This window comes from Streptomyces sp. NPDC023481 (assembly GCF_055560195.1).
Genome location: NZ_JBVHJE010000002.1, coordinates 596,168 through 616,187, shown reverse-complemented (window position 1 = coordinate 616,187; position 20,020 = coordinate 596,168). Strand labels below are relative to the sequence as shown.

The window sequence follows — 20,020 nt, the reverse complement described above, 5'->3', positions numbered from 1 at the left end:
AATCGTGGGGAGTCGGAACTTATGGTGGTGGTGGAACCACCAGACACCACGGGGGAGGAGCGGTCCGTGCACGCTGCGGAGGCGACGAGGAGTGAACGGGGCAGGGAGCTGCGCGAGTTCCTGATGAACCGGCGCGCCCGGGTCAGTCCCCAGGAGGCCGGACTGCCGGGCGGTGGCGGCCGGCGCCGTACGCCGGGGCTGCGGCGCGAGGAGGTCGCCGTACTCGCCGGCGTGGGCGTCTCCTGGTACCAGTGGCTGGAGCAGGGGCGGGACATCTCCGTCTCGCCCCAGGTCCTCGACGCCGTCGCCCGGGTGCTCCGGCTCAGCGACGCCGAACGCCGGCACCTGTACCTGCTGGCCGGGCTGAACCCGCCCGCGCCGCAGGTCGCCCCGGACCGCCGGGACATGTGCGAGGGGCTGCGGCGGCTGATCGACACCTGGATGCCGTACCCGGCGCACATCATGGACGCGTACTACAACTGCGTGATGTACAACGACGCGGCGGCGATCGTGCTCGGGATGCGGCCGGACATCACCCAGAACTGCCTGATCGACTTCTTCGTCGACCCGCTGTACCGGTCGCGCAGCAACAGCTGGGAGCGCAACGCCCGCACGGTCGTGGCGCAGTTCCGGGCCGCGTGCGCGGCCCGGCCGGACGACGAGGGGTTCCAGGCGGTGCTCGCCGAGGCGTCGGCCCGCAGCCCCGAGTTCCTGAAGCTGTGGGCCGAGCGGGACATCGAGGACCACGGGCAGATCCGCAAGGAGCTGCACCATCCGCTGGTGGGCGTGCTGGCGGTGGAGTCCACCGTGATGAAGGTGCCGGCCCGGCCGGACCTGATGATCGTGCTGCACACCCCGCTGGACGAGGCGAACACCGCGGCCAAGCTGGAGTGGCTGGCCTCGCCGGAGGGCCGCCGGGGTGCCATGTACCCCGTGGCGGGCTGAGCGTCCGGTGGCTTCGTATGCTCGGGGCATGACCGACAGCAACGCGCTCGACCCCGAGGACCGCAAGATCGTCACCCTGGCCCGTTCCGCGCGGGCCCGCAACGCAGTGCCCGAGGGGGCGGCCGTACGGGACGACACCGGGCGGACGTATGTCGCCGGGTCGGTGGGGCTCGCCTCGCTGAAGCTGAGCGCGCTGCGGACGGCGGTCGCCATGGCCGTGGCGTCGGGGGCCGCCTCCCTGGAGGCGGCGGCCGTCGTCAGCGAGGCGGAGTCGGTGCCGGCCGAGGACCTGGCCGCCGTCGCCGACCTGGGCGGTGCCGGGACGCCGGTGCTGCTCGCCGCGCCCGACGGCACCGTGCGGGCCACCGTCACCGCCCCCTGAACCGACCGGCCGACAGGAGTGAGCGGGGCTGTCGGCCCCGCCCTCCGAACCGGTCGGCCGGGACCGTGCGGACCGTCACCGCTCCCTGAACCGACCGACCAGCAGGTCGGCTGGAATTCAACCTTGCCGTGGTCCGGTGTGCGCGCGTCAATGGTCCCGTACCATCCGACGGACCGTCAGATCCGCACCGCCGCGCAGGTGCCCGCACCCGCCCGCGCAGCCTCCCGTCCGTCGGCCGTCCCCACATGGCACTCCCCACCAGGGAAGGGAAGCGGATCCCCATGAGAGGCAAGCGCACGGCAACAGGTGCGGCACTGGCGGCCGGGGCCCTCGCGGTCACCGGACTGGCCTTCGCGCCCACCGCGGCCGCCGTCACTCCCCAGTCGGCGACCATCACCGCGAACTGTGGCATCTTCGGCGGCGGTGCGGCCACACTCACCGCCACCCAGAGCGGCGGCTCGGCCACTCTCACCCTCACCTCCACCGCCATCAAGACGCCGGTCGCGGTGGCCCAGGACACGATCGCCTCCACGCTCACCATGGTCAAGGCGAGCGGCGGCACCACCGTCTTCAGCGGGACGAAGAACCCGGCCATGGCCAGCGGCTCGGCGGTCACCGTCGGCCCGCTGCCCGGCACCGTGGCCTCCGGCGACAGCCTGGAGGCGTACGGCGGCTCGCTGAAGATGGTCATCTTCGGGGTCACCGTGACCTGTACGGCCACGGCCAAGCAGTCGCCGGGCCCCTTCGTCTTCAGCTGACGCCCCTGAGCGATCCCTTCCGGATCATGCCGCAACCACCCCGGATGCCGCGGAAACTGATGAGCCGTCAGCTTTCTGCGGCATCTCCATTGACTTCTCACCCCCGCTCCACATCAATGCCCCCTGTCGGCGCAGAGGAGCCGCTGCGCCCGCAACCCTCAGGAGGGGGACATGGGTCCGACATCCCGAAGAGCCCGACGGTGGCGCTGGGCGTCACTGCTCGGCTCGACCGCGCTCGCGGTCACCGCGGGCGGCGCGCTGGCCTGTCCGGCCGGCGCCGCCGGTACGAACGTGGACTTCGCCACGCACTGCATCCCGCCGGCCGTCGCGGGCATCCCGCCGATCGACGGCACCACCACCGCCAACGTGTCGGCGGACAACACCAGCCCCAAGGTCGGCGACACGGTCACCGTGACCTACACCGTGGTCACGGCCGCCGCCAGCAACCCCACCGACCTGGCCCTGCCGGCCGACATCATGACCCCGACCGGCAAGGTCACCCTCGGTGGCGCCCAGAGCGGTGACATCACCGTCGCCGGGCCGAAGAAGAACCCCCCGGTGCCGGGGAAGGCCGCCTTCCCGTCGTTCTCCATGACCGGCACCTTCACCGTCACCAAGCCCGGACGGATCACCCTCTCGCCCGGGGACTACAACATCCACACCAGTTACATCCTGGAGCTGGACACCCCCTGCACCGTCACCAACCCGCCCGCCCCGGTCTCCCAGACCGTCACCGCGACCGACGGCACCCCGGCCAACACCCGGGCCGTCACGCTCGGTTCGGCCTCCGGTGCCCCCGGGGCCGGTGTGACCGTGAGCGGGACCGGCTTCACGCCCGGCGCGACCGTCACCCTGGCCGGGCGGGCCGGCGACAAGCAGACCGCGGACACCGCGACCGTGACCGCGAACGCCCAGGGCTCCTTCAGCGGCTCCCTGGTCGTCAACGACAAGACGACGACCGGGATCGTGGCCTACGAGGGCGCCTCCTGGAACCCGGACAAGGGCGCCGGCCCCGCGGCCTACGTCGTCAACGACGACACGCCCGTCCCGGCCGGCAGCCAGAAGCTGACCACCACCGTCAAGGCGGGCACCCTGTCGATGTCCCAGGCCGGGGACTCCGTCGCCCTGTCAGGCGTCGACTTCGGCCAGGGCGGCGCCTCCACCGGGAGCCTGAACACGGTGACCGTCAAGGACTTCCGCGGCGGGCCCGCGGGCTGGTCGCTGACCGGCAAGGTCACCGACTTCACCGGCCCGGGCGCCAAGATCGGCGCCGGGGCGCTGAGCTGGACCCCGGCCTGCGCGACCAAGGCGGGCAGCCCCAGCACCTGCAAGGCCGGTTCGGCGGGCACCGTGGGCAGCGCGGGCGCGACCCTCGCCTCCACCGCCGACGGGACGCTCACCGGCGGCGAGTTCACCGTGGACGCCCGGCTCTCCCTGGACGTACCGGCGTTCACCCCACCCGGCGCGTACTCCGGCGTGCTCACGCTGACGCTCACCTGAGCGTACGGGCGTCCGCACCCGCCCGTCCCTCGTCCCTCGTCCGTGGGGGTCCGCACCCATGCGCAAGCCGTACGTCCTCCTCCAGGGCCTGCTCCTGGGCCTCCTCCTGGGCCTGGCACCGGCATGGCAGGCCGCGCCCGCCCACGCCGCCGACAACGGCAGCTGGTCCGTCTACCCGGTCGCCTCGAAGATCGCCGCGCGGCCCTACTTCGCCCTCTCCGCCGAGCCCGGCCAGACCCTCACCGACAAGGTCGCCGTACGCAACGAGACCGGCCGGCCGCTCACCTTCCGGCTGTACGCGGCCGACGCCTACAACACCGCCCGGGACGGCGGTTTCGCCGTACGCACCGCCGGGGAACGCATGCACGGGGTCGGCGCCTGGGCCAGGACCGCCAGGTCCCGGATCACCGTGCCGGGGCACCGGACCGTCACCGTGCCCTTCACCCTGAAGGTGCCCGAGGACGCCGGACCCGGCGACCACCCCGGCGCCATCGTCGCCCTCGACGAGCGGGTCGACCCGGGCAGCGGCAGACTGGCCCTCGGCGTCCGGCGGGCCGTGGGCGCCCGCGTCTACCTCCGGGTCGACGGGCCCGCACTGGCCGCGCTCGCCGTCGAGCACCTGCGGATCAGCCACCACCAGCCGCTCGTGCCGGGCCTCGGCGACAGCACGGCCACCGTCTCCTACACCCTGCGCAACACCGGGAACGTCACGCTGAGCCCCAGGGTGGAGCTGACGGCGCGCGGGCTGTTCGGCCGGGCGCTGCTCGACCGGCGGCTGACCCGGGTCCCCGCCGAGCTGCTGCCCGGTCAGCGGGTGCGGCTCACCGAGACCTGGCGCGGGGCGCCCCAGTTCGACCGGGCGGACGTGACGCTCACCGCGAGCGCCCAGGACACCCGGGAGACGGCGAGCGCCGGCTTCCTCGCGCTGCCCTGGCTCGTGGTCACCCTCGTGTTCACCGCCGGCGTGCTGACCGGGGCGCTGCTGGTCAGAGCGCGTCGGGTCCGCGCTCGCCGGTCCGCACCCGGACGACCGTCTCCACCGGCACGGACCACACCTTCCCGTCCCCGATCTTCCCCGTCTGCGCGGCCCTGACGACCGCGTCGATCACGTCGTCGGCGGCGGCGTCCTCCACCACGACCTCGATGCGCACCTTCGGCACCAGGTCGACCCGGTACTCGGCCCCCCGGTACACCTCGGTGTGGCCGCGCTGCCGGCCGTAGCCGCTCGCCTCGGTCACGGTCAGACCGTGCACCCCCAGCTCCTGCAGGGCGGTCTTGACCTCGTCCAGACGGTACGGCTTGACGATCGCGGTGATGAGCTTCATGCCTGGGACTTGACCTTCTGGGCGGAGGAGAGGGCGGACGAGCTGACCGGGGCGCCGTGGCCCAGGACGCCGTGATCGTATGCGGTCTCGGCGTGCACCGTAAGGTCCAGGCCGGTGTACTCCTGCTCCTCGCTCGCCCGCAGGCCCAGCACCTTGTCGAGCAGCTTGCCGAGCCCGTACGTCACCGCGAAGGCGTACCCGGCCACGGCCACCACGGCGAGCGCCTGCCTGCCGAGCGGGGCGAGCCCGCCGCCGTAGAGGAGGCCCTCGGCGCCGCCGGTCATCGCCTTCTCCGCGAACAGGCCGATCAGCAGGGTGCCGATGACCCCGCCGACCAGGTGGACACCGACGACGTCCAGGGAGTCGTCGTAGTTCAGCCGGAACTTCCAGCCGACGGCGTAGCTGCACACGACACCGGCGGCGAGGCCCACGACCAGGGCACCGAGCAGGGAGACCGTGCCGCAGGACGGGGTGATCGCGACCAGGCCGGCCACCGCGCCGGAGGCCGCGCCCAGGGTGGTCGGGTGGCCGTCGCGCCTCTGCTCGACGAAGAGCCAGCCGAGCAGGCCGGTGCAGCCGGCGGCGAGCGTGTTCAGGAACGCGGCGGCGGCCAGGCCGTTCGCGCCGAGCGCGGAGCCGGCGTTGAAGCCGAACCAGCCGAACCAGAGCAGGCCGGCGCCGAGGATCACCATGGGCAGGTTGTGCGGGCGCATGGCGTCCTTCTTGAAGCCCAGGCGGGGGCCGAGGACCAGGCAGAGCGCCAGCCCGGAGGCGCCGGAGGTGATCTCGACGGGCAGCCCGCCCGCGAAGTCCAGGGCGCCGAGCCTCTCCAGGATCCAGCCGCCCGGCCCCCACACCCAGTGGGCGACCGGAACGTATACGAGGAGCGTCCACAGCGGTACGAAGACCAGCCATGCCGAGAACTTCGTACGGTCCGCGACCGCGCCGCTGACCAGCGCGGCCGTGATGATCGCGAAGGTCAGCTGGAAGGTGGCGAAGAGGACGGTGGGGACCGTGCCGTGCACGCTGTCCGGGCCGAGGCCGCGCATGCCGGCGTGCTCCAGGCCGCCGAGCAGTCCGCCGCCGAGGTCGTCGCCGAAGGCGAGGGAGTAGCCCGCGGCCAGCCACACGACCGTGACCAGGGCGATCGACACGAAGCTCATCATCAGCATGTTGAGGACGCTCTTCGTGCGGACCATGCCGCCGTAGAACAGGGCGAGGCCCGGGGTCATCAGCAGGACGAGGGCGGTCGCGGCGAGCAGCCAGGCGGTGTCGCCGGTGTTCACGTGGGCGGCGGCGAGGGTCACGGACGTCTCCAACGGTGTGGGGGCTGCGTCAGAGGGTCACCGGTGCGCGTTTCCGGTCGCGTACGGGTGTGTTTCCGTGACGTTTCGTTGCGGGCGGGTTTCCGGAAGCTCACCGGGCGGGGCGGTGGGCCGGGGCTGTGCGGCGGAGCCTCGTGGATCAGGGACAATGAACGCCATGAGCGTGCGTACCCAGTCTTCCGAGCAGCCGGCCGAGGCCGCCCACCGCGCCGGCTTCGCCTGCTTCGTGGGCCGCCCCAACGCGGGCAAGTCCACCCTCACGAACGCTCTGGTCGGGCAGAAGGTGGCGATCACCTCCAACCGCCCGCAGACGACCCGGCACACGGTACGGGGCATCGTGCACCGGCCCGACGCCCAGCTGATCCTGGTCGACACCCCCGGGCTGCACAAGCCGCGCACGCTGCTCGGCGAGCGGCTCAACGACGTCGTCCGCGCGACCTGGGCCGAGGTCGACGTGATCGGCTTCTGCCTGCCGGCGAACGAGAAGATCGGCCCCGGTGACCGCTTCATCGCCAAGGAGCTGGCGGGGATCAGGAAGACCCCGAAGGTCGCGATCGTCACCAAGACGGACCTGGTCGACTCCAAGACCCTCGCCGAGCAGCTGATCGCCATCGACCAGCTGGGCAAGGAGCTGGGCATCGAGTGGGCGGAGATCGTGCCGGTGTCGGCGGTCGGCGCCCAGCAGGTCGACCTCCTGGCCGACCTGCTGATCCCGCTGCTGCCCGAGGGCCCCGCGCTCTACCCCGAGGGCGACCTCACGGACGAGCCCGAGCAGGTGATGGTGGCCGAGCTGATCCGCGAGGCGGCCCTGGAGGGCGTCCGCGACGAGCTGCCGCACTCCATCGCCGTCGTCGTGGAGGAGATGCTCCCGCGCGAGGACCGCCCTGCCGACCGCCCCCTGCTGGACATCCACGCCAACGTCTACATCGAGCGCCCCAGCCAGAAGGGCATCATCATCGGCCCCAAGGGCAAGCGCCTGAAGGAGGTCGGCATCAAGTCCCGCAAGCACATCGAGGCCCTCCTGGGTACACCGGTCTTCCTGGACCTGCACGTGAAGGTCGCGAAGGACTGGCAGCGCGACCCGAAGCAGCTGCGGCGGCTGGGGTTCTAGGTCCTCACCTGTCCGAACAGCACACCTAGCGCGGGGCCGGCCGGGGGCTCAGGTCCTGCAGGCCTATCACTCTCAGCAGCTGGAGCCTCTCGTGTGACGCGGTGCCGGGGCGGGCCGTGTGGATGATGAGGTGGTGGTGGCCGTGGTGGCTCATCAGGACCTCGCACTCCAGCTCCAGCAGGCCCACCACCGGATGCAGGAAGCGCTTCACGCCCGGGCGGCGCAGGGACACCCGGTGTTCCTCCCAGAGCCGGGCGAACTCCTCGCTCTCGGCGCGGAGTTCGGCCACGAGCGCCGCCGCTTCCGGATCGTCGGGGCGGGCCGCGGCCACCGCGCGGAGGTTGGCCACGTGGTCCCGGGCGTGGGCCGGGAGGTCCTCGGGCGGGAACAGGGCGCGGGCCGTCGGGTCCAGGAAGAACCGCCGGGTCAGGTTCCGCTCGCGCGGCGGACGCGCGGACACGTCCCCCACCAGCGCCCTGGCCAGCGCGTTCTGTTCCAGTACCTCGCCGCAGTCCGTGACCACCTGCGCCGGTGAGTCGTACAGCCGGTCCAGGACCAGCAGCAGACCGGGCCGGACGTGCGCCGACGCCGCGTCCCGCCGCGGCGGCTCCTCGCCCACCAGGTGGAACAGGTGGTCCCGCTCGTCGTCGGTCAGCCGCAGCGCACGCGCCAGCGCCGTCAGCATCTGACGGGACGGCCGCGGGCCCCGGCGCTGCTCCAGCCGCGTGTAGTAGTCCACCGACATCCCGGCCAGCGCCGCCACCTCCTCCCGGCGCAGTCCGGGCGTACGGCGGCGGGCGCCGGCCGTGAGGCCCACGTCGGACGGTTCCAGCCGGGCGCGGCCACGGCGCAGGAAGTCGGCGAGTTCGGGTCGGTCCACCCGTCCAGCGTGCGGCAGCGCGGCCGGCTTATCCAGGGACTGCCGATCCCCCGATCAGGAGGTCTCTCCCGCCGCCCCGGCCCCCGGGCGAGGCTGATCGCACCCCACGGAACCGAGCGGATCCGTATGGGGCCCGATCGAGAGGAGCACCACCATGCTGACCCTGGTCACCGGCGCCACCGGACAGGTGGGACGCGGTTTCGTCCCCCGGCTGCTCGCCCAGGCCCGCCCCGGCGAGCGGGTCCGGGTGATCGTGCGGGACGCGTCCCGTGCCGACGGCCTCGCCGACCGCGGTGCCGAGGTCGTCGTCGGCGACCTGCGCGACACCGACGTCCTCGGCAAGGCGCTCGCCGGGGCGGACGCCGTCGTCAACATCGCGGCCGCCTTCCGGGGCGTGCCCGACGAGGAGATGCGGGCCGTCAACCGCGACGCCGCCGTGGAGCTGGGCCGGGCGGCCGTCGCCTCGGGGGTACGGCGGTTCGTGCAGACCAGCACCATCCTGGTGTACGGCACCGGCCGCGACCGGCCGCTCGTCGAGGACGACCCGAGCGTGCCGGGCGGCCCGCTGTGGATGACGTACCCGGAGTCCAAGCTGGAGGCCGAGCGCGCCCTGCTGGCGCTGGACGGGCTGGACGTGCGGATCGGCCGCCTCGCCTTCGTCTACGGCGAGGGCGACCCGCACCTGGCCAACGCCGCCCGGCAGATCGCCGGCTGGCCCGCCTCCAAGCGCCTCTTCCAGCTCGTGCACGTCGCCGACGCCGCCCAGGGCCTGCTGCGCCTGCTGTACGCCCCCGGCGCCGACGGCCGTGCCTACAACATCGGCGACGACGCCACGGTCAGCGTGCTGGAACTGCACCAGCTCCTCGGCCTGGAGCCGCCGGCGGACGGCCCCGACCCGGACCCCTGGTACGGCGTCGCCTCCACCGACCGCATCCGCCGCGAACTGGGCTACCGGCCCCGCTTCCCCACCCTGTGGAGCGCCCGCGACGCCGGCGCCCTGTGAGGCCGCGCCCCCTCGCGCCCCCTCACTCCACCCCTCTGATCCGCCCCACCAGTACCGCCCCGGCCAGCCCGATCGCCGCCGCCACCAGGTACAGCACCCGGTAGCCGCCGAGGTGGGTGACGATGGGCGCCGCCAACGCGGGGGCGGCGACCTGGGGGAGGGCGTTGGCCACATTGATCACGCCGAGGTCCTTGCCCCGGTCCCGCGCCGCCGGCAGGACGTCCGTCATCAGCGCGAAGTCGACGGACGTGAACACCCCGAAACCCACCCCGAGCACGGCCGCCGCCACGATCGCCCCGGGCCAGGTCTGCCAGCCGGTCAGGACCGCCGTGGCGAGCGCCATCAGCACGCCCGACCACACCACGAACGGCTTGCGCCGGCCCACCCGGTCCGACCACACCCCACCGGCCACGACGGTCGCCAGCAGCGTCAGGCCGTTGACGGCCGTCAGGATCAGCACGCCCTGCTCGGGGTCGGGGCGGTGCAGGCCGTCGCGCAGGTAGTACAGGAGGTACAGCAGCACCAGCGAGTTGCCGAGGTTGATCAGGAACCGGGTCAGCCAGGCCCAGCCCAGGTCGGGATGGCGGCGCGGGCTCAGCCAGAACCCGGCGAGGAACCCCCGCCAGGACCAGGCCGGCCGGTCCTGGCGGGCGAGCGGCAGATCCGCGTACCGCAGGACGTACGGCGCCACGCCCACCACCGTGAACACCGCGCAGGCCGCGTACCCGGCACCGGTCCCGCCCGCGACCGTGGCCAGGGCGGTGCCGCCGACCACGCCGAGGATCTGGGCCGCGCCCAGCCAGCCGCCCACCGCGCCCCGCTGCCGCCGGGGCACCCGGTCCGGGACGGCCGCCGTGACGGCCGCGAAGGCCGCGTTCAGCGTGAGCTGCGCCAGGCACCAGCCCGCCGCCATCGACCACACCCCGCCCGCGCCCGCGAGCAGCAGCAACGACAGCGCGCCGCCCGCCGACCCGGCCACGATCCACGGGGTACGGCGGCCCCGGCGGGCGGTCGTCCGGTCGGACAGCGCGCCGAAGAGCGGGTTCGCGAGCAGCGAGACCACCGCGCCGGCGCCCGTCACCCACGCCAGCAGCGTCTCCTTCGACATCCCGGAGCCGGGCGCGAAGTCCTTCGCCTGGGCGGCGAGCAGGATCTGCAGCGGGCCGAACCAGCCCACCCAGATCGCCCCGTTGGCCAGCGCCAGCGACGCCGTCCAGCCCCGGCCCACCGGTTCGGCCGGCTCGGCGAGGGCGGCGGCCGAGGGGCGGACGGTGGTCATCCCCGCGCCCGCAGCAGCTCCCGGAACCAGTGGTAGGAGGCCTTGGGCGTGCGCTCCAGCGTCGCGTAGTCGACGTGCACCAGGCCGAACCGGCGGGCGTAGCCCTCGGCCCACTCGAAGTTGTCCAGCAGGGACCACACGAAGTAGCCGCGCACGTCGACGCCGGCCTCGACCGCCCGGTGCAGGGCGCGGATGTGGGCGTCGAGGTAGGCGATCCTCTCCTGGTCGTCGATGCCCTCGTAGGAGCAGCCGTTCTCGGTGATGACGATGGGCGGGAGCCGGTCGCCGTACCGGTCGCGGAAGCCGGTGAGCAGTTCCGTCAGCCCCTCGGGGACCACCGGCCAGCCGAAGTCGGTCACCGGCCGGTCCTCGATCTCCCGGACGGAGAAGGGGAGTTCGGCGGGCAGCGCCAGCCCCCCGTACTCGGTGTCGGTGCCGCCGGGGGCGCCGACGCGGGTCGGGGCGTAGTAGTTGACGCCGTACCAGTCGACCGGTTCGGAGATGACCTCGAGGTCGGCCTCGACGTCCCCCGGCATCAGGTCGCCCATGCCCTCGGGGTACTCGCCCAGGATGACCGGCTCGGCGAACAGCCGGTTCAGCAGGACGTCGTGGAAACCGGCCGCCTCCAGGTCCGGCTGCTCCCGCGAGGCGGGCCAGGTCGGGCCGTGGGAGTTGGCGATGCCGATGTCGCTCGCACCGGCCGCGCGCAGCGCCCGTACGGCCAGCCCGTGGGCCAGCAGCTGGTGGTGGGCGACCGGGAGCGCGTCGAAGAGCAGCCGCCGGCCGGGGGCGTGGGCGCCCAGGGCGTGCCCCAGCAGGGTGTGTTCCGCCGGCTCGTTGAGGGTGATCCACTTGTGCACTCGGTCGCCGAGCCGCTCGGCGACCACGGCCGCGTACGCGGCGAACCGGGCGGCCGTGTCGCGGTCCAGCCAGTCCAGCGAGGCGGGCAGGTCCCAGTGGAAGAGGGTCGGGACGGGCCGTACGCCCGCCGCGCACAGCTCGTCCACCAGGCGGTCGTAGAAGTCCAGTCCGCCGGGGGAGTTCACCCGGGGCCAGGAGACCGAGAAGCGGTAGGCGTCCACGCCGAGGCCGGCGAGGAGGGCCACGTCCTCGGGGTAGCGGTGGTAGTGGTCGCAGGCCACCGCCGCCGTCGAGCCGTCCTTCACCCGCCCGGGCTCGGCCGTGAACACGTCCCAGACGGACGGCTCCCGCTGCCCGGCCGCCCCCTCGATCTGATGGGCCGAGGTCGACACGCCCCACAGGAAACCGGGCGGGAACCGGGGGATCACAGCACCTGCGTCAGTCGCCATGACCGGATCATCCTTACCCCCGGTAACAGAAGTCAACGCCCTGGCGTGAACCGGCCGTTACGCCCCCTCCTTCAGCAGTCGTGACACCAACGCGCGTTCGGCCTCCGTCAGCCGGGGATCCGCCGCGTAGACCGTCCGGTCGTCCACCGTGATCTCGTAGGCGAAGCCGTCCGGGACGCCGGGCGCAGGGGTGGTCCGGCCGGCGGCCAGGACGTGTTCGGCCAGGGTCTGCCACTCGCCGGCGTCGGGCCGGCCCGAGGTGTCCACCTCGGCCCGGCGCTCGATGCCCGCGAAGCCGCCCGTGCGCCGTACTCGAATCCGCATGGGTCGATGTTCCCCCACGGACCTAGGACGTGTGCACCCCGACCTGTTCCCACGCCTTGCCCACGGCCCGGAGTTCGTCGCCGGCGCCGAACCGCTGACGGGCCGCCTTCACCGTCAGCGTGGCGAACTCGGCGAAGTCGGCGTCCTCCTTCAGCTCGCCGCCGGTGAGCACGTCGTACCAGACCTGCCCGGCCCGCTCCCAGGCGTGGCCGCCGAGGGCGGTGGCGGCCAGGTAGAAGGCGTGGTTCGGGATGCCGGAGTTGATGTGCACCCCGCCGTTGTCGCGGCCGGTGCGGACGTAGTCGGCCATCTTCGCCGGCTGCGGGTCCTTGCCGAGGACGTCGTCGTCGTACGCCGTGCCCGGGGCCTTCATCGAGCGCAGGGCGGTGCCGGTGACGCGCGGGGCGAGCAGCCCGGCGCCGATCAGCCAGTCGGCCTCGGCGGCGGTCTGGCCCAGCGTGTACTGCTTGATCAGCGAGCCGAACACGTCGGAGAGCGACTCGTTGAGCGCGCCGGGCTGCCCGAAGTAGGTCAGGTTGGCGGTGTGCTGGGTGACGCCGTGGGTCAGCTCGTGCCCGATGACGTCGACCGGGATGGTGAAGTCGAGGAAGACCTCGCCGTCGCCGTCGCCGAAGACCATCTGCTCGCCGTTCCAGAAGGCGTTGTCGTAGCCCTCGCCGAAGTGCACCGTGGCGTCCAGCGGCAGCCCGCTGCCGTCGATGGAGTGCCGGCCGTACGCCTTCAGGTACAGCTCGAAGGTGGCGCCGAGGCCCGCGTAGGCGCGGTTGACGGTGGCGTCCGGGCCGGGCCCGGAGCCCTCCGCGCGGACCTTGGTGCCGGGCAGGTCCTGGGTGTGCCGGGCGTCGTAGATGGTGCGGTGCGGCTGGTCGGCGGCGGCGCCGGCGGGCGCGGCGACGGTGGGCGCGCCGATCACCGTGGTCAGGCGGCGCCGGGTGCGCTGGTAGGCGTCGTGCTCCAGGGACCGGCGGGCCGGTCCGGAGAGCGCGGGGTCCTCGCTGCGGGCGAGCCGGTCGAGGACGTGCGGCGGCACGATCGTGCAGAAGACGGGCTGACAGCCCCCGTGGGTGGTCATGTCGGCACCCTTGCACTGGGTGACGTCGATGTCACTACCTGCCACCATGATTGGTGAAATACCCGGACAGGGAGCGCGACGGTCCGTGACGATGTGCTACACCGATGTGGTGCCGCGCACTTTTTGTCCGATTTTGCCGTGCGGTCCCGCATACTGGGACAGGCCCCCGCACCCGGAACGGCTCGGCTAGGCTGCGGAGCATCATGCGATTCTGGCTGCTTCTTCTTAGCTGCCGCGGCGAGGGCCTGTAGTCGAGGCCGACTCCCTCCCCGCGGAGCTCGGCGTTGCGTCGTCGGCCGTCCACTCGGATATCCGGACATCCTGAGGAGCCCACGCCATCATGGCCAACCGCCAGCAGCCCAGCCCCATGCCGATCCACAAGTACGGCCGCTACGAGCAGGTCGACATCCCGGACCGCACCTGGCCCGACCAGCGCGTCACCACCGCCCCCCGCTGGCTCTCCACCGACCTGCGCGACGGCAACCAGGCCCTGATCGACCCGATGTCGCCCGAGCGCAAGCGCCGGATGTTCGACCAGCTGGTGAAGATGGGCTACAAGGAGATCGAGGTCGGCTTCCCCGCCTCCGGCCAGACCGACTTCGACTTCGTGCGCTCCATCATCGAGGAAGAGGGCGCGATTCCCGACGACGTCACGATCTCCGTGCTGACCCAGGCCCGCGAGGACCTGATCGAGCGGACCGTGGAGTCCCTGAAGGGCGCCAGGCGGGCCACCGTCCACCTGTACAACGCGACGGCCCCGGTGTTCCGCCGGGTCGTCTTCCGCGGCTCCAGGGACGACATCAGGCAGATCGCGGTCGACGGTACCCGCCTGGTGATGGAGTACGCCGAGAAACTGCTGGGCCCCGAGACCGAGTTCGGCTACCAGTACAGCCCCGAGATCTTCACCGACACCGAGCTGGACTTCGCGCTGGAGGTCTGCGAGGCGGTCATGGACGTCTGGCAGCCCGGCCCGGGCCGCGAGATCATCCTCAACCTGCCCGCCACGGTGGAGCGTTCGACGCCGTCCACGCACGCGGACCGCTTCGAGTGGATGCACCGCAACCTGTCCCGCCGCGAGCACGTCTGCCTGTCCGTCCACCCGCACAACGACCGCGGCACGGCCGTGGCCGCCGCCGAACTGGCGCTGATGGCCGGCGCCGACCGCGTCGAGGGCTGCCTGTTCGGGCAGGGCGAGCGCACCGGCAACGTCGACCTGGTCACCCTCGGCATGAACCTGTTCTCGCAGGGCGTCGACCCGCAGATCGACTTCTCCGACATCGACGAGATCCGCCGTGTGTGGGAGTACTGCAACCAGATGGAGGTCCACCCGCGCCACCCGTACGTGGGCGACCTGGTCTACACGTCCTTCTCCGGCTCCCACCAGGACGCCATCAAGAAGGGCTTCGACGCCATGGAGGCCGACGCCCGGGCCAAGGGCGTCACGGTGGACGACATCGAGTGGGCGGTGCCGTACCTGCCGATCGACCCCAAGGACGTCGGCCGCTCCTACGAGGCCGTCATCCGCGTCAACTCGCAGTCCGGCAAGGGCGGTATCTCCTACGTCCTGAAGAACGACCACAAGCTGGAGCTGCCGCGCCGGATGCAGATCGAGTTCTCGCGGCTGATCCAGGCCAAGACCGACGCCGAGGGCGGCGAGATCACGCCGAAGGAGATCTGGGCGGTCTTCCAGGACGAGTACCTGCCCAACCCGGACAACCCCTGGGGCCGCGTCCAGGTCCGCACCGGCCAGTCGACCACCGACACCGACGGCGTGGACACCCTGACCGTCGAGGCCACCGTCGACGGCCAGGACACCGTCCTGACCGGCTCCGGCAACGGCCCGATCTCGGCCTTCTTCGACGCCCTGCAGTCCATCGGCATCGACGTACGCCTGCTGGACTACCAGGAGCACACGATGAGCGAGGGCGCCTCCGCGCAGGCCGCCTCCTACATCGAATGCGCGATCGACGGCAAGGTCCTGTGGGGCATCGGCATCGACGCGAACACGACGCGTGCGTCGCTGAAGGCGGTCGTCTCCGCGGTGAACCGCGCGGCCCGCTGACCCCGCCCCGACCGGCCCTTTCGGCGCCCCGACCGCTGTGTACGGCGGTCGGGGCGCCGTCACTTATCGGCCACCGCGCCCCTCAGGTCACGGAAAGGTCTCTTACGGGGTACTGACTCCACCTCGGTGATGTGGCTAACATCACGCCAGCGCGGCGATGATGCCGTGCGGTTACGGAGGTGCGACGTGCTGCCAGTACGGGGACGAGACGGCCGTGCCGCCAGGGCTGTGCGCATCCTGGGCACCCGCACCGCATGGACACCCGTGGGAGACGGCGAGTTCTACTGCCCCGGCTGCGGCGGCGACCGCAACTACCAGCGGCTGACCGGGCGGCGCCGGCTCACCCTGCTCGGCGTGCCCGTGCTGTCGCGCGGGGCCACCGGACCGGTGGTGGAGTGCGCGGCCTGCTCACTCCACTTCGGCACCGAGGTGCTGGACCACCCCACCACCCGCCGCTTCTCCGCGATGCTCCGCGACGCCGTGCACACCGTCGCCCTCGCCGTGCTCGCCGCGGGCGGCACCGGTTCCCGTACGGCCCTGGAGACGGCCGCCTCCGCCGTCCGCGCGGCCGGCTTCGCCGACTGCACCGAGGACCAGCTGGCGGCCCTGGTCGAGGCCCTCGCCGCCGACACCGGCCGGTACGCCGAGCGGCCGTGCGGCGCCGGGCTGACCATAGAGCTGCACGAGGCCCTGGACCCGCTGGCCCCGCACCTGGCCCCGGCCGGCCGCGAGTCCCTGCTCCTCCAGGCCGCCCGTATCGCCCTCGCCGACGGCCCCTACACCCCCGCCGAACGCGACGCCCTCGCCACCGTCGGCGCCGCCCTCACCATCTGTTCCGACGATGTGAACCGGCTGCTGGCCGCCGCCCGGACCCCCTCCTGAACCAGCGGAACGACTCACGCCGGCGCGTCACCCGGACGGAGGTGACGCCGCCCCGGTGGATCCGGGGAGCATCAGGGGGTGACCCCGCGCAGCCGCTCCGTCCTCGCCTGCCTGGCACTGCTCGGCTCGCTCACCGCCCGGCTGCCCGCGCACGCCGCGCCCGGCGGCTGCGCCTCCTCCGTGCCCTACGTCTCCGGGCAGGGCGGTTACGCCGTCTTCCGCATCCCGGCCGTGGTCACGACCCGGCGGGGCACCGTCCTGGCCTTCGCCGAGGGCCGCCGGTCCTCCCCCGCCGACAGCGGTGACATCGACGTCGTCCTGCGCCGCTCCACCGACGGCGGCTGCACCTGGGGCCCACTCACCGTGGTGACCGTCGGACGGGGGCACACCCGGGGCAACCCGGCGCCCGTCGTCGACCCGCGCACCGGTGTGATCGTCCTGGTGACCTGCGCGAACAGCGGCACCGTGACCGAGGCGCAGATCATGCGCGGCGAGGCCGGACCGGGACAGGGCCGCCGGGTCCTGGTGCAGCGCAGCGCGGACGACGGCCGGCACTTCACCGCACCCAGGGACATCACCGCCCAGGTCGGCCGGCCGGGCTGGCGCTGGTACGCCACCGGTCCCGGCCACGCGCTCGCCCTCACCCGGGGTCCGCGTGCCGGCCGCCTCCTCGTCCCCGCCGACCACTCCGCCGCCCCGCCCGCCGGTTCCCGCGACACCGGCCAGGAGGCCCGGTACTACGGCGGCCACGCCCTCTACAGCGACGACGCCGGCCACAGCTGGCACCTGGGCTTCGTGGACGACACCTACGACGGCCGGACCAACACCAACGAGACCGGCGCCGCCCAGCTCCCGGACGGTCGCGTCTACTTCAGCGCCCGCGACCAGAACGGCACGGCCCCCGGCAACCGCCTCGACGCCACCTCCCGCGACGGCGGCCGCACCCTGGAACGCCCCTTCACCGTCCAGCCGTCCCTGAACGCCGTCCCCGTGGTCCAGGGCAGCGTCCTCCAGGCCGGCGGCCCGGGCGCGCCCCTGCTGTTCTCCGCGCCCTCCGTGCCGACCGCCCGCCGCGCCCTGGCCCTGTGGGCCGGCACCGGCCGCACCTTCACCCGGCTCCGCGTCCTCACCAACCGCCCGGCCGCCTACTCCGACCTGGTCCGGCTCGCCCCCGGCACCGTCGGCGTCCTCTACGAGACCGGCGTCCACGGCCCCTACGAGTCGCTGGAGTTCCGCCGGCTCCGCGTGCCGTAGGCGTCGGGGCCCCCGTCGGGGCCCAGCAGCCCGGCCGCCGCCAGGAACTTGCCGACCTGCTCGACCTCCGCGCCGGACAGCGGCACCTGCGGCTCCGCCGTCACCGGGCAGTCGATGATCCCGCGCAGGTGCAGCGCCGCCTTGAACGCGCCCAGCGCCGCCGAGCTGCCGCCCATCCGCGCCGGATCGCCGGCGCGGACCATCCCGAACAGCGCGTACAGCCGCTCCTGTTCGGCCCGCGCACCCTCCTGGTCGCCCGCCCGGCACCGGCGGTACAGGCGGACGTAGCCGTGCGGGTCGACGTTGGCCAGGCCCGGAACCGCCCCGTCCGCGCCCAGCGCCAGCGCCGCGTCCGCGATCAGCTCCGAGCCGGTCAGCACGCTGAACCCGGGGTGCGCGCGGGCGCCCATGACGACCTGCCGGAAGGCGGCCAGGTCCCCGCTGGAGTCCTTGAGCCCGGCGAGCACGCCGTCCCCGGCGAGCCCCAGCACCAGGTCGGCGGGGAGCTTGGTGTGCACGGCGACGGGGATGTCGTAGGCGATCACCGGGACCGGGCTGGCGGCGGCGATCCGCCGGTAGTGGCGGACGATCTCCGAGGGGTGGGTGCGGGCGTAGAACGGCGCGGTGACGACGACGGCCTGCGCGCCGGCCGCGGTGACCGCCGCGACATGCTCCAGGACCCGGGGCGTCGTCATGTCGATGGCGCCCGCGAGGACGGGCAGCCGGCCGCCCACGTGAGCGGTCACGGCCGCCACCACCCGCCGGCGCTGCGCGTCCGTGAGGAAGGCCGCCTCCGACGTGGAGCCGAGCAGGAACAGCCCGTGCACCCCGGCCTCCACCAGGAAGTCGACCAGGCGCAGCAGAGACGGCTCGTCCACCTCCCGCTCCGGTGTCAGGGGCGTGCAGACGGGCGGTACGACACCGGTGAGCTGGAAGGTCATTCAGGGCTCCTGGCGCGCTGGGTCTCGGGTCGGCGTGTCCCCCTGCACAGGATGGTGGCACCGGAAGCGGTGTCCGGGGCGTGACGTGGCCGGGAACTCCGGCATCGACGCGGCGCAGACGTCGTCCGCCTTCCCACCGCGGCGCCGTACCGTCTGGATGTCGTGCGAGACGAACACCAGGGCGAGCCCGAGGCGTTCCCTGAGGTTGGGAGGAGCGCGACGGAAGAGGAGTGCGGCGGGGAGATACGACGTCCTACGTCCTACGTGGTCGGTGGCGCGACCATAGGAGGGGCACAGGGGGCGGTCGGGACAGCACACACGAATGGCCGTCAACGCGAGAGACCGACAGCGACGGGGGTGGGTCGCTGTCGGTCCGGGCGGGGGACGCGTGGGGCTGGGTCAGGCCTGCTGGGCCTCCCGTGCCGCGCGGGCGCGCCGGGCCTCGGTGTGCGGGAAGATGTGGCGGTTGTCGACGCTCCACTGGATGGACTCGTCACCGCGCGCCGTGCTGCCGGAGAAGCGCGGTGCCACCTGCTCGGCCAGCAGCGCGTAACTGCGCTTCGTCTTCTCGAAGGACGCCCAGTTCATGGCGTAGACGAGGAACGTGCCGAAGCCGCCCGTCTGCTCCTGGAGCCGCTCCAGCGCGGCGACCGCGTCCTCGGGGGAGCCGATGATCGCCAGCCCCTGCTCGATGCCCGCCTCCAGCTCCTGCGAGGACTTGACGCCCTCCATACTGGCAGCCACGTCGAAGCCGGCGGCCGTGCCCCAGTAGTTCCACAGCCAGTCGGAGAAGCCCTCCCGTACGTCCCGGTAGGCCTCCTCCCGCGTCTCCGCTATGTACAGCGGTACGACGACCCGCCACTTGGCCCGGTCCATCGTGTTGCCGTGCTCCTCGGCGGACTCCTCGGCGTAGCGCCACTGCTGGGCCAGGTCCACGGCCGGCAGTCCGGGCGGCGGCGCGCCCCAGGACACCAGGCTCAGGCCGTACTGGCCCGCCACCTTGGGGCTGTTGGGCGTGCCGATGCTGGAGATCGCCATCTCGATGCCCGGCTTGCTGTAGCGGGGCAGCTGCATCTTGGCGTCCTGGACGACGAACCAGTCGGTCTTGGCGCTCACCCGCTCCTCGCCGTTGACCAGTTCCCGCACGACGGGGATGGCCTCGCTCGCCATGCGCTTCAGCTCGTCCTGCGGGACCCCGAACTGGTGGGAGTCGTTCGGGGTGGCGCCCGGGCCGATGCCGAGGATGTAGCGGCCCCGCGTGAGGTGGTCGAGCATCAGGGCGCGGGTGGCCACGTTGTACGGGTGGTGGAAGGGCAGCGGGACCACGCCGTTGGCCAGCTTGATCTGCCGGGTCCGCTCGGCGGCGGCCGCGATGATCGTCTCGGGGGCGCCGATCGTCGGCCAGGCCAGGGAGTGGTGCTCGCCGAACCAGCACTCGTCGTAGTTCAGCTCGTCCAGGTGCTCGACGAGCTGGAGGTCACGCCGGATGGTCAGGTGGGGGTCCTGACCGGGGGCGTGCAGGGGGGAAAGGAACACTCCGATTCCGGTGTGCACGGTCTCTCCTTGCCGTGAACTGGGCTGCTGATGGGGGGAATGGGGGGAATGGCGGGGAGGGGGTGGAGGGGAGTGAAGGGGAACGAAGGGTG

The 20,020-nt window shown here is 72.9% G+C and carries 19 protein-coding genes and 1 pseudogene; 10 read left to right on the top strand and 10 right to left on the bottom strand.

Annotated elements, in window-relative coordinates; all coding sequences use genetic code 11:
* Window positions 1-123: 123 nt before the first annotated feature.
* The 5 genes from ACZ3ZD_RS07060 (at window position 124) to ACZ3ZD_RS07040 (ending at window position 4,678) form a co-directional block, all read left to right on the top strand.
* Window positions 124-945: a helix-turn-helix transcriptional regulator gene (locus ACZ3ZD_RS07060; protein WP_467394561.1), complete on the top strand. Its 822-nt coding sequence runs from the start codon at window positions 124-126 to the stop codon at window positions 943-945.
* A 28-nt stretch (window positions 946-973) separates the two neighbouring features.
* Window positions 974-1,327 carry a cytidine deaminase gene (locus ACZ3ZD_RS07055; RefSeq protein ID WP_467394381.1) on the top strand — a complete coding sequence of 118 codons (354 nt, stop codon included), beginning with the start codon at window positions 974-976 and terminating at the stop codon, window positions 1,325-1,327.
* A gap of 281 nt (window positions 1,328-1,608) precedes the next feature.
* Window positions 1,609-2,085 (top strand): hypothetical protein, encoded by a 477-nt coding sequence (locus ACZ3ZD_RS07050; protein WP_467394379.1) that lies wholly within the window; start codon window positions 1,609-1,611, stop codon window positions 2,083-2,085.
* 171 nt (window positions 2,086-2,256) lie between these two features.
* On the top strand, window positions 2,257-3,585 hold the full coding sequence (locus tag ACZ3ZD_RS07045) for a beta-xylosidase (RefSeq protein ID WP_467394377.1): 1,329 nt from the start codon (window positions 2,257-2,259) through the stop codon (window positions 3,583-3,585).
* A 58-nt stretch (window positions 3,586-3,643) separates the two neighbouring features.
* A complete protein-coding gene (locus tag ACZ3ZD_RS07040; protein ID WP_467394375.1) occupies window positions 3,644-4,678 on the top strand; it encodes a DUF916 domain-containing protein in 1,035 nt (344 codons plus the stop codon).
* Here ACZ3ZD_RS07040 and ACZ3ZD_RS07035 read toward each other — a convergent pair.
* Together ACZ3ZD_RS07035 and ACZ3ZD_RS07030 are read right to left on the bottom strand one after the other, a co-directional pair.
* Window positions 4,572-4,910: a P-II family nitrogen regulator gene (locus ACZ3ZD_RS07035; RefSeq protein ID WP_467394373.1), complete on the bottom strand. Its 339-nt coding sequence runs from the start codon at window positions 4,908-4,910 to the stop codon at window positions 4,572-4,574. The genes ACZ3ZD_RS07040 and ACZ3ZD_RS07035 overlap by 107 nt on opposite strands.
* Entirely contained in the window at window positions 4,907-6,217 is a 1,311-nt protein-coding gene (locus ACZ3ZD_RS07030; RefSeq protein WP_467394371.1) for an ammonium transporter, read from the bottom strand. Before ACZ3ZD_RS07030 ends, ACZ3ZD_RS07035 begins: the two co-directional genes overlap by 4 nt.
* A gap of 175 nt (window positions 6,218-6,392) precedes the next feature.
* Here ACZ3ZD_RS07030 and era point away from each other — a divergent pair, with 175 nt between their 5' ends.
* A complete protein-coding gene (gene era / locus ACZ3ZD_RS07025) occupies window positions 6,393-7,346 on the top strand; it encodes a GTPase Era (RefSeq protein WP_467394369.1) in 954 nt (317 codons plus the stop codon).
* Window positions 7,347-7,371: 25 nt separating this feature from the next.
* Here era and ACZ3ZD_RS07020 read toward each other — a convergent pair whose 3' ends face one another.
* Window positions 7,372-8,226, bottom strand: coding sequence for a helix-turn-helix transcriptional regulator (locus ACZ3ZD_RS07020; protein WP_467394367.1), 855 nt, complete (start codon window positions 8,224-8,226; stop codon window positions 7,372-7,374).
* Window positions 8,227-8,380: 154 nt separating this feature from the next.
* Here ACZ3ZD_RS07020 and ACZ3ZD_RS07015 point away from each other — a divergent pair, with 154 nt between their 5' ends.
* Entirely contained in the window at window positions 8,381-9,229 is an 849-nt protein-coding gene (locus ACZ3ZD_RS07015; protein ID WP_467394365.1) for an NAD-dependent epimerase/dehydratase family protein, read from the top strand.
* Between the two features lie 22 nt (window positions 9,230-9,251).
* Here ACZ3ZD_RS07015 and ACZ3ZD_RS07010 read toward each other — a convergent pair whose 3' ends face one another.
* From ACZ3ZD_RS07010 to ACZ3ZD_RS06995, 4 genes are read right to left on the bottom strand one after another with little or no spacing between them, the layout of a single operon-like run.
* Window positions 9,252-10,508: an MFS transporter gene (locus tag ACZ3ZD_RS07010; protein WP_467394363.1), complete on the bottom strand. Its 1,257-nt coding sequence runs from the start codon at window positions 10,506-10,508 to the stop codon at window positions 9,252-9,254.
* Window positions 10,505-11,818: a GH1 family beta-glucosidase gene (locus tag ACZ3ZD_RS07005; RefSeq protein ID WP_467394361.1), complete on the bottom strand. Its 1,314-nt coding sequence runs from the start codon at window positions 11,816-11,818 to the stop codon at window positions 10,505-10,507. Before ACZ3ZD_RS07005 ends, ACZ3ZD_RS07010 begins: the two co-directional genes overlap by 4 nt.
* A gap of 57 nt (window positions 11,819-11,875) precedes the next feature.
* Window positions 11,876-12,142, bottom strand: a complete 267-nt coding sequence (locus ACZ3ZD_RS07000) for a protealysin inhibitor emfourin (RefSeq protein WP_467394360.1) — start codon at window positions 12,140-12,142, stop codon at window positions 11,876-11,878.
* Between the two features lie 22 nt (window positions 12,143-12,164).
* The gene (locus tag ACZ3ZD_RS06995) at window positions 12,165-13,235 is read right to left on the bottom strand and encodes a M4 family metallopeptidase (RefSeq protein ID WP_467394559.1); all 1,071 of its coding nucleotides are present in this window, start codon (window positions 13,233-13,235) and stop codon (window positions 12,165-12,167) included.
* A 340-nt stretch (window positions 13,236-13,575) separates the two neighbouring features.
* Here ACZ3ZD_RS06995 and leuA point away from each other — a divergent pair, with 340 nt between their 5' ends.
* The 3 genes from leuA (at window position 13,576) to ACZ3ZD_RS06980 (ending at window position 17,433) form a co-directional block, all read left to right on the top strand.
* Entirely contained in the window at window positions 13,576-15,297 is a 1,722-nt protein-coding gene (leuA, locus tag ACZ3ZD_RS06990; protein WP_467394358.1) for a 2-isopropylmalate synthase, read from the top strand.
* Window positions 15,298-15,483: 186 nt separating this feature from the next.
* Window positions 15,484-16,179, top strand: a complete 696-nt coding sequence (locus tag ACZ3ZD_RS06985; protein ID WP_467394356.1) for a TerB family tellurite resistance protein — start codon at window positions 15,484-15,486, stop codon at window positions 16,177-16,179.
* 78 nt (window positions 16,180-16,257) lie between these two features.
* Window positions 16,258-17,433, top strand: coding sequence for a sialidase family protein (locus ACZ3ZD_RS06980; protein ID WP_467394354.1), 1,176 nt, complete (start codon window positions 16,258-16,260; stop codon window positions 17,431-17,433).
* Here ACZ3ZD_RS06980 and ACZ3ZD_RS06975 read toward each other — a convergent pair.
* The 3 genes and pseudogenes from ACZ3ZD_RS06975 to ACZ3ZD_RS06965 all read right to left on the bottom strand — a co-directional run bounded on the left by ACZ3ZD_RS06975 (window position 17,394) and on the right by ACZ3ZD_RS06965 (window position 19,928).
* Window positions 17,394-18,374, bottom strand: a complete 981-nt coding sequence (locus tag ACZ3ZD_RS06975) for a dihydrodipicolinate synthase family protein (RefSeq protein ID WP_467394352.1) — start codon at window positions 18,372-18,374, stop codon at window positions 17,394-17,396. The two genes, ACZ3ZD_RS06980 and ACZ3ZD_RS06975, sit on opposite strands and share 40 nt — an antisense overlap.
* A pseudogene (locus ACZ3ZD_RS06970) lies at window positions 18,375-18,581 on the bottom strand (hypothetical protein); the annotation flags it as partial.
* A 192-nt stretch (window positions 18,582-18,773) separates the two neighbouring features.
* Window positions 18,774-19,928: an LLM class flavin-dependent oxidoreductase gene (locus tag ACZ3ZD_RS06965; protein ID WP_467394350.1), complete on the bottom strand. Its 1,155-nt coding sequence runs from the start codon at window positions 19,926-19,928 to the stop codon at window positions 18,774-18,776.
* Window positions 19,929-20,020 lie beyond the last annotated feature (92 nt).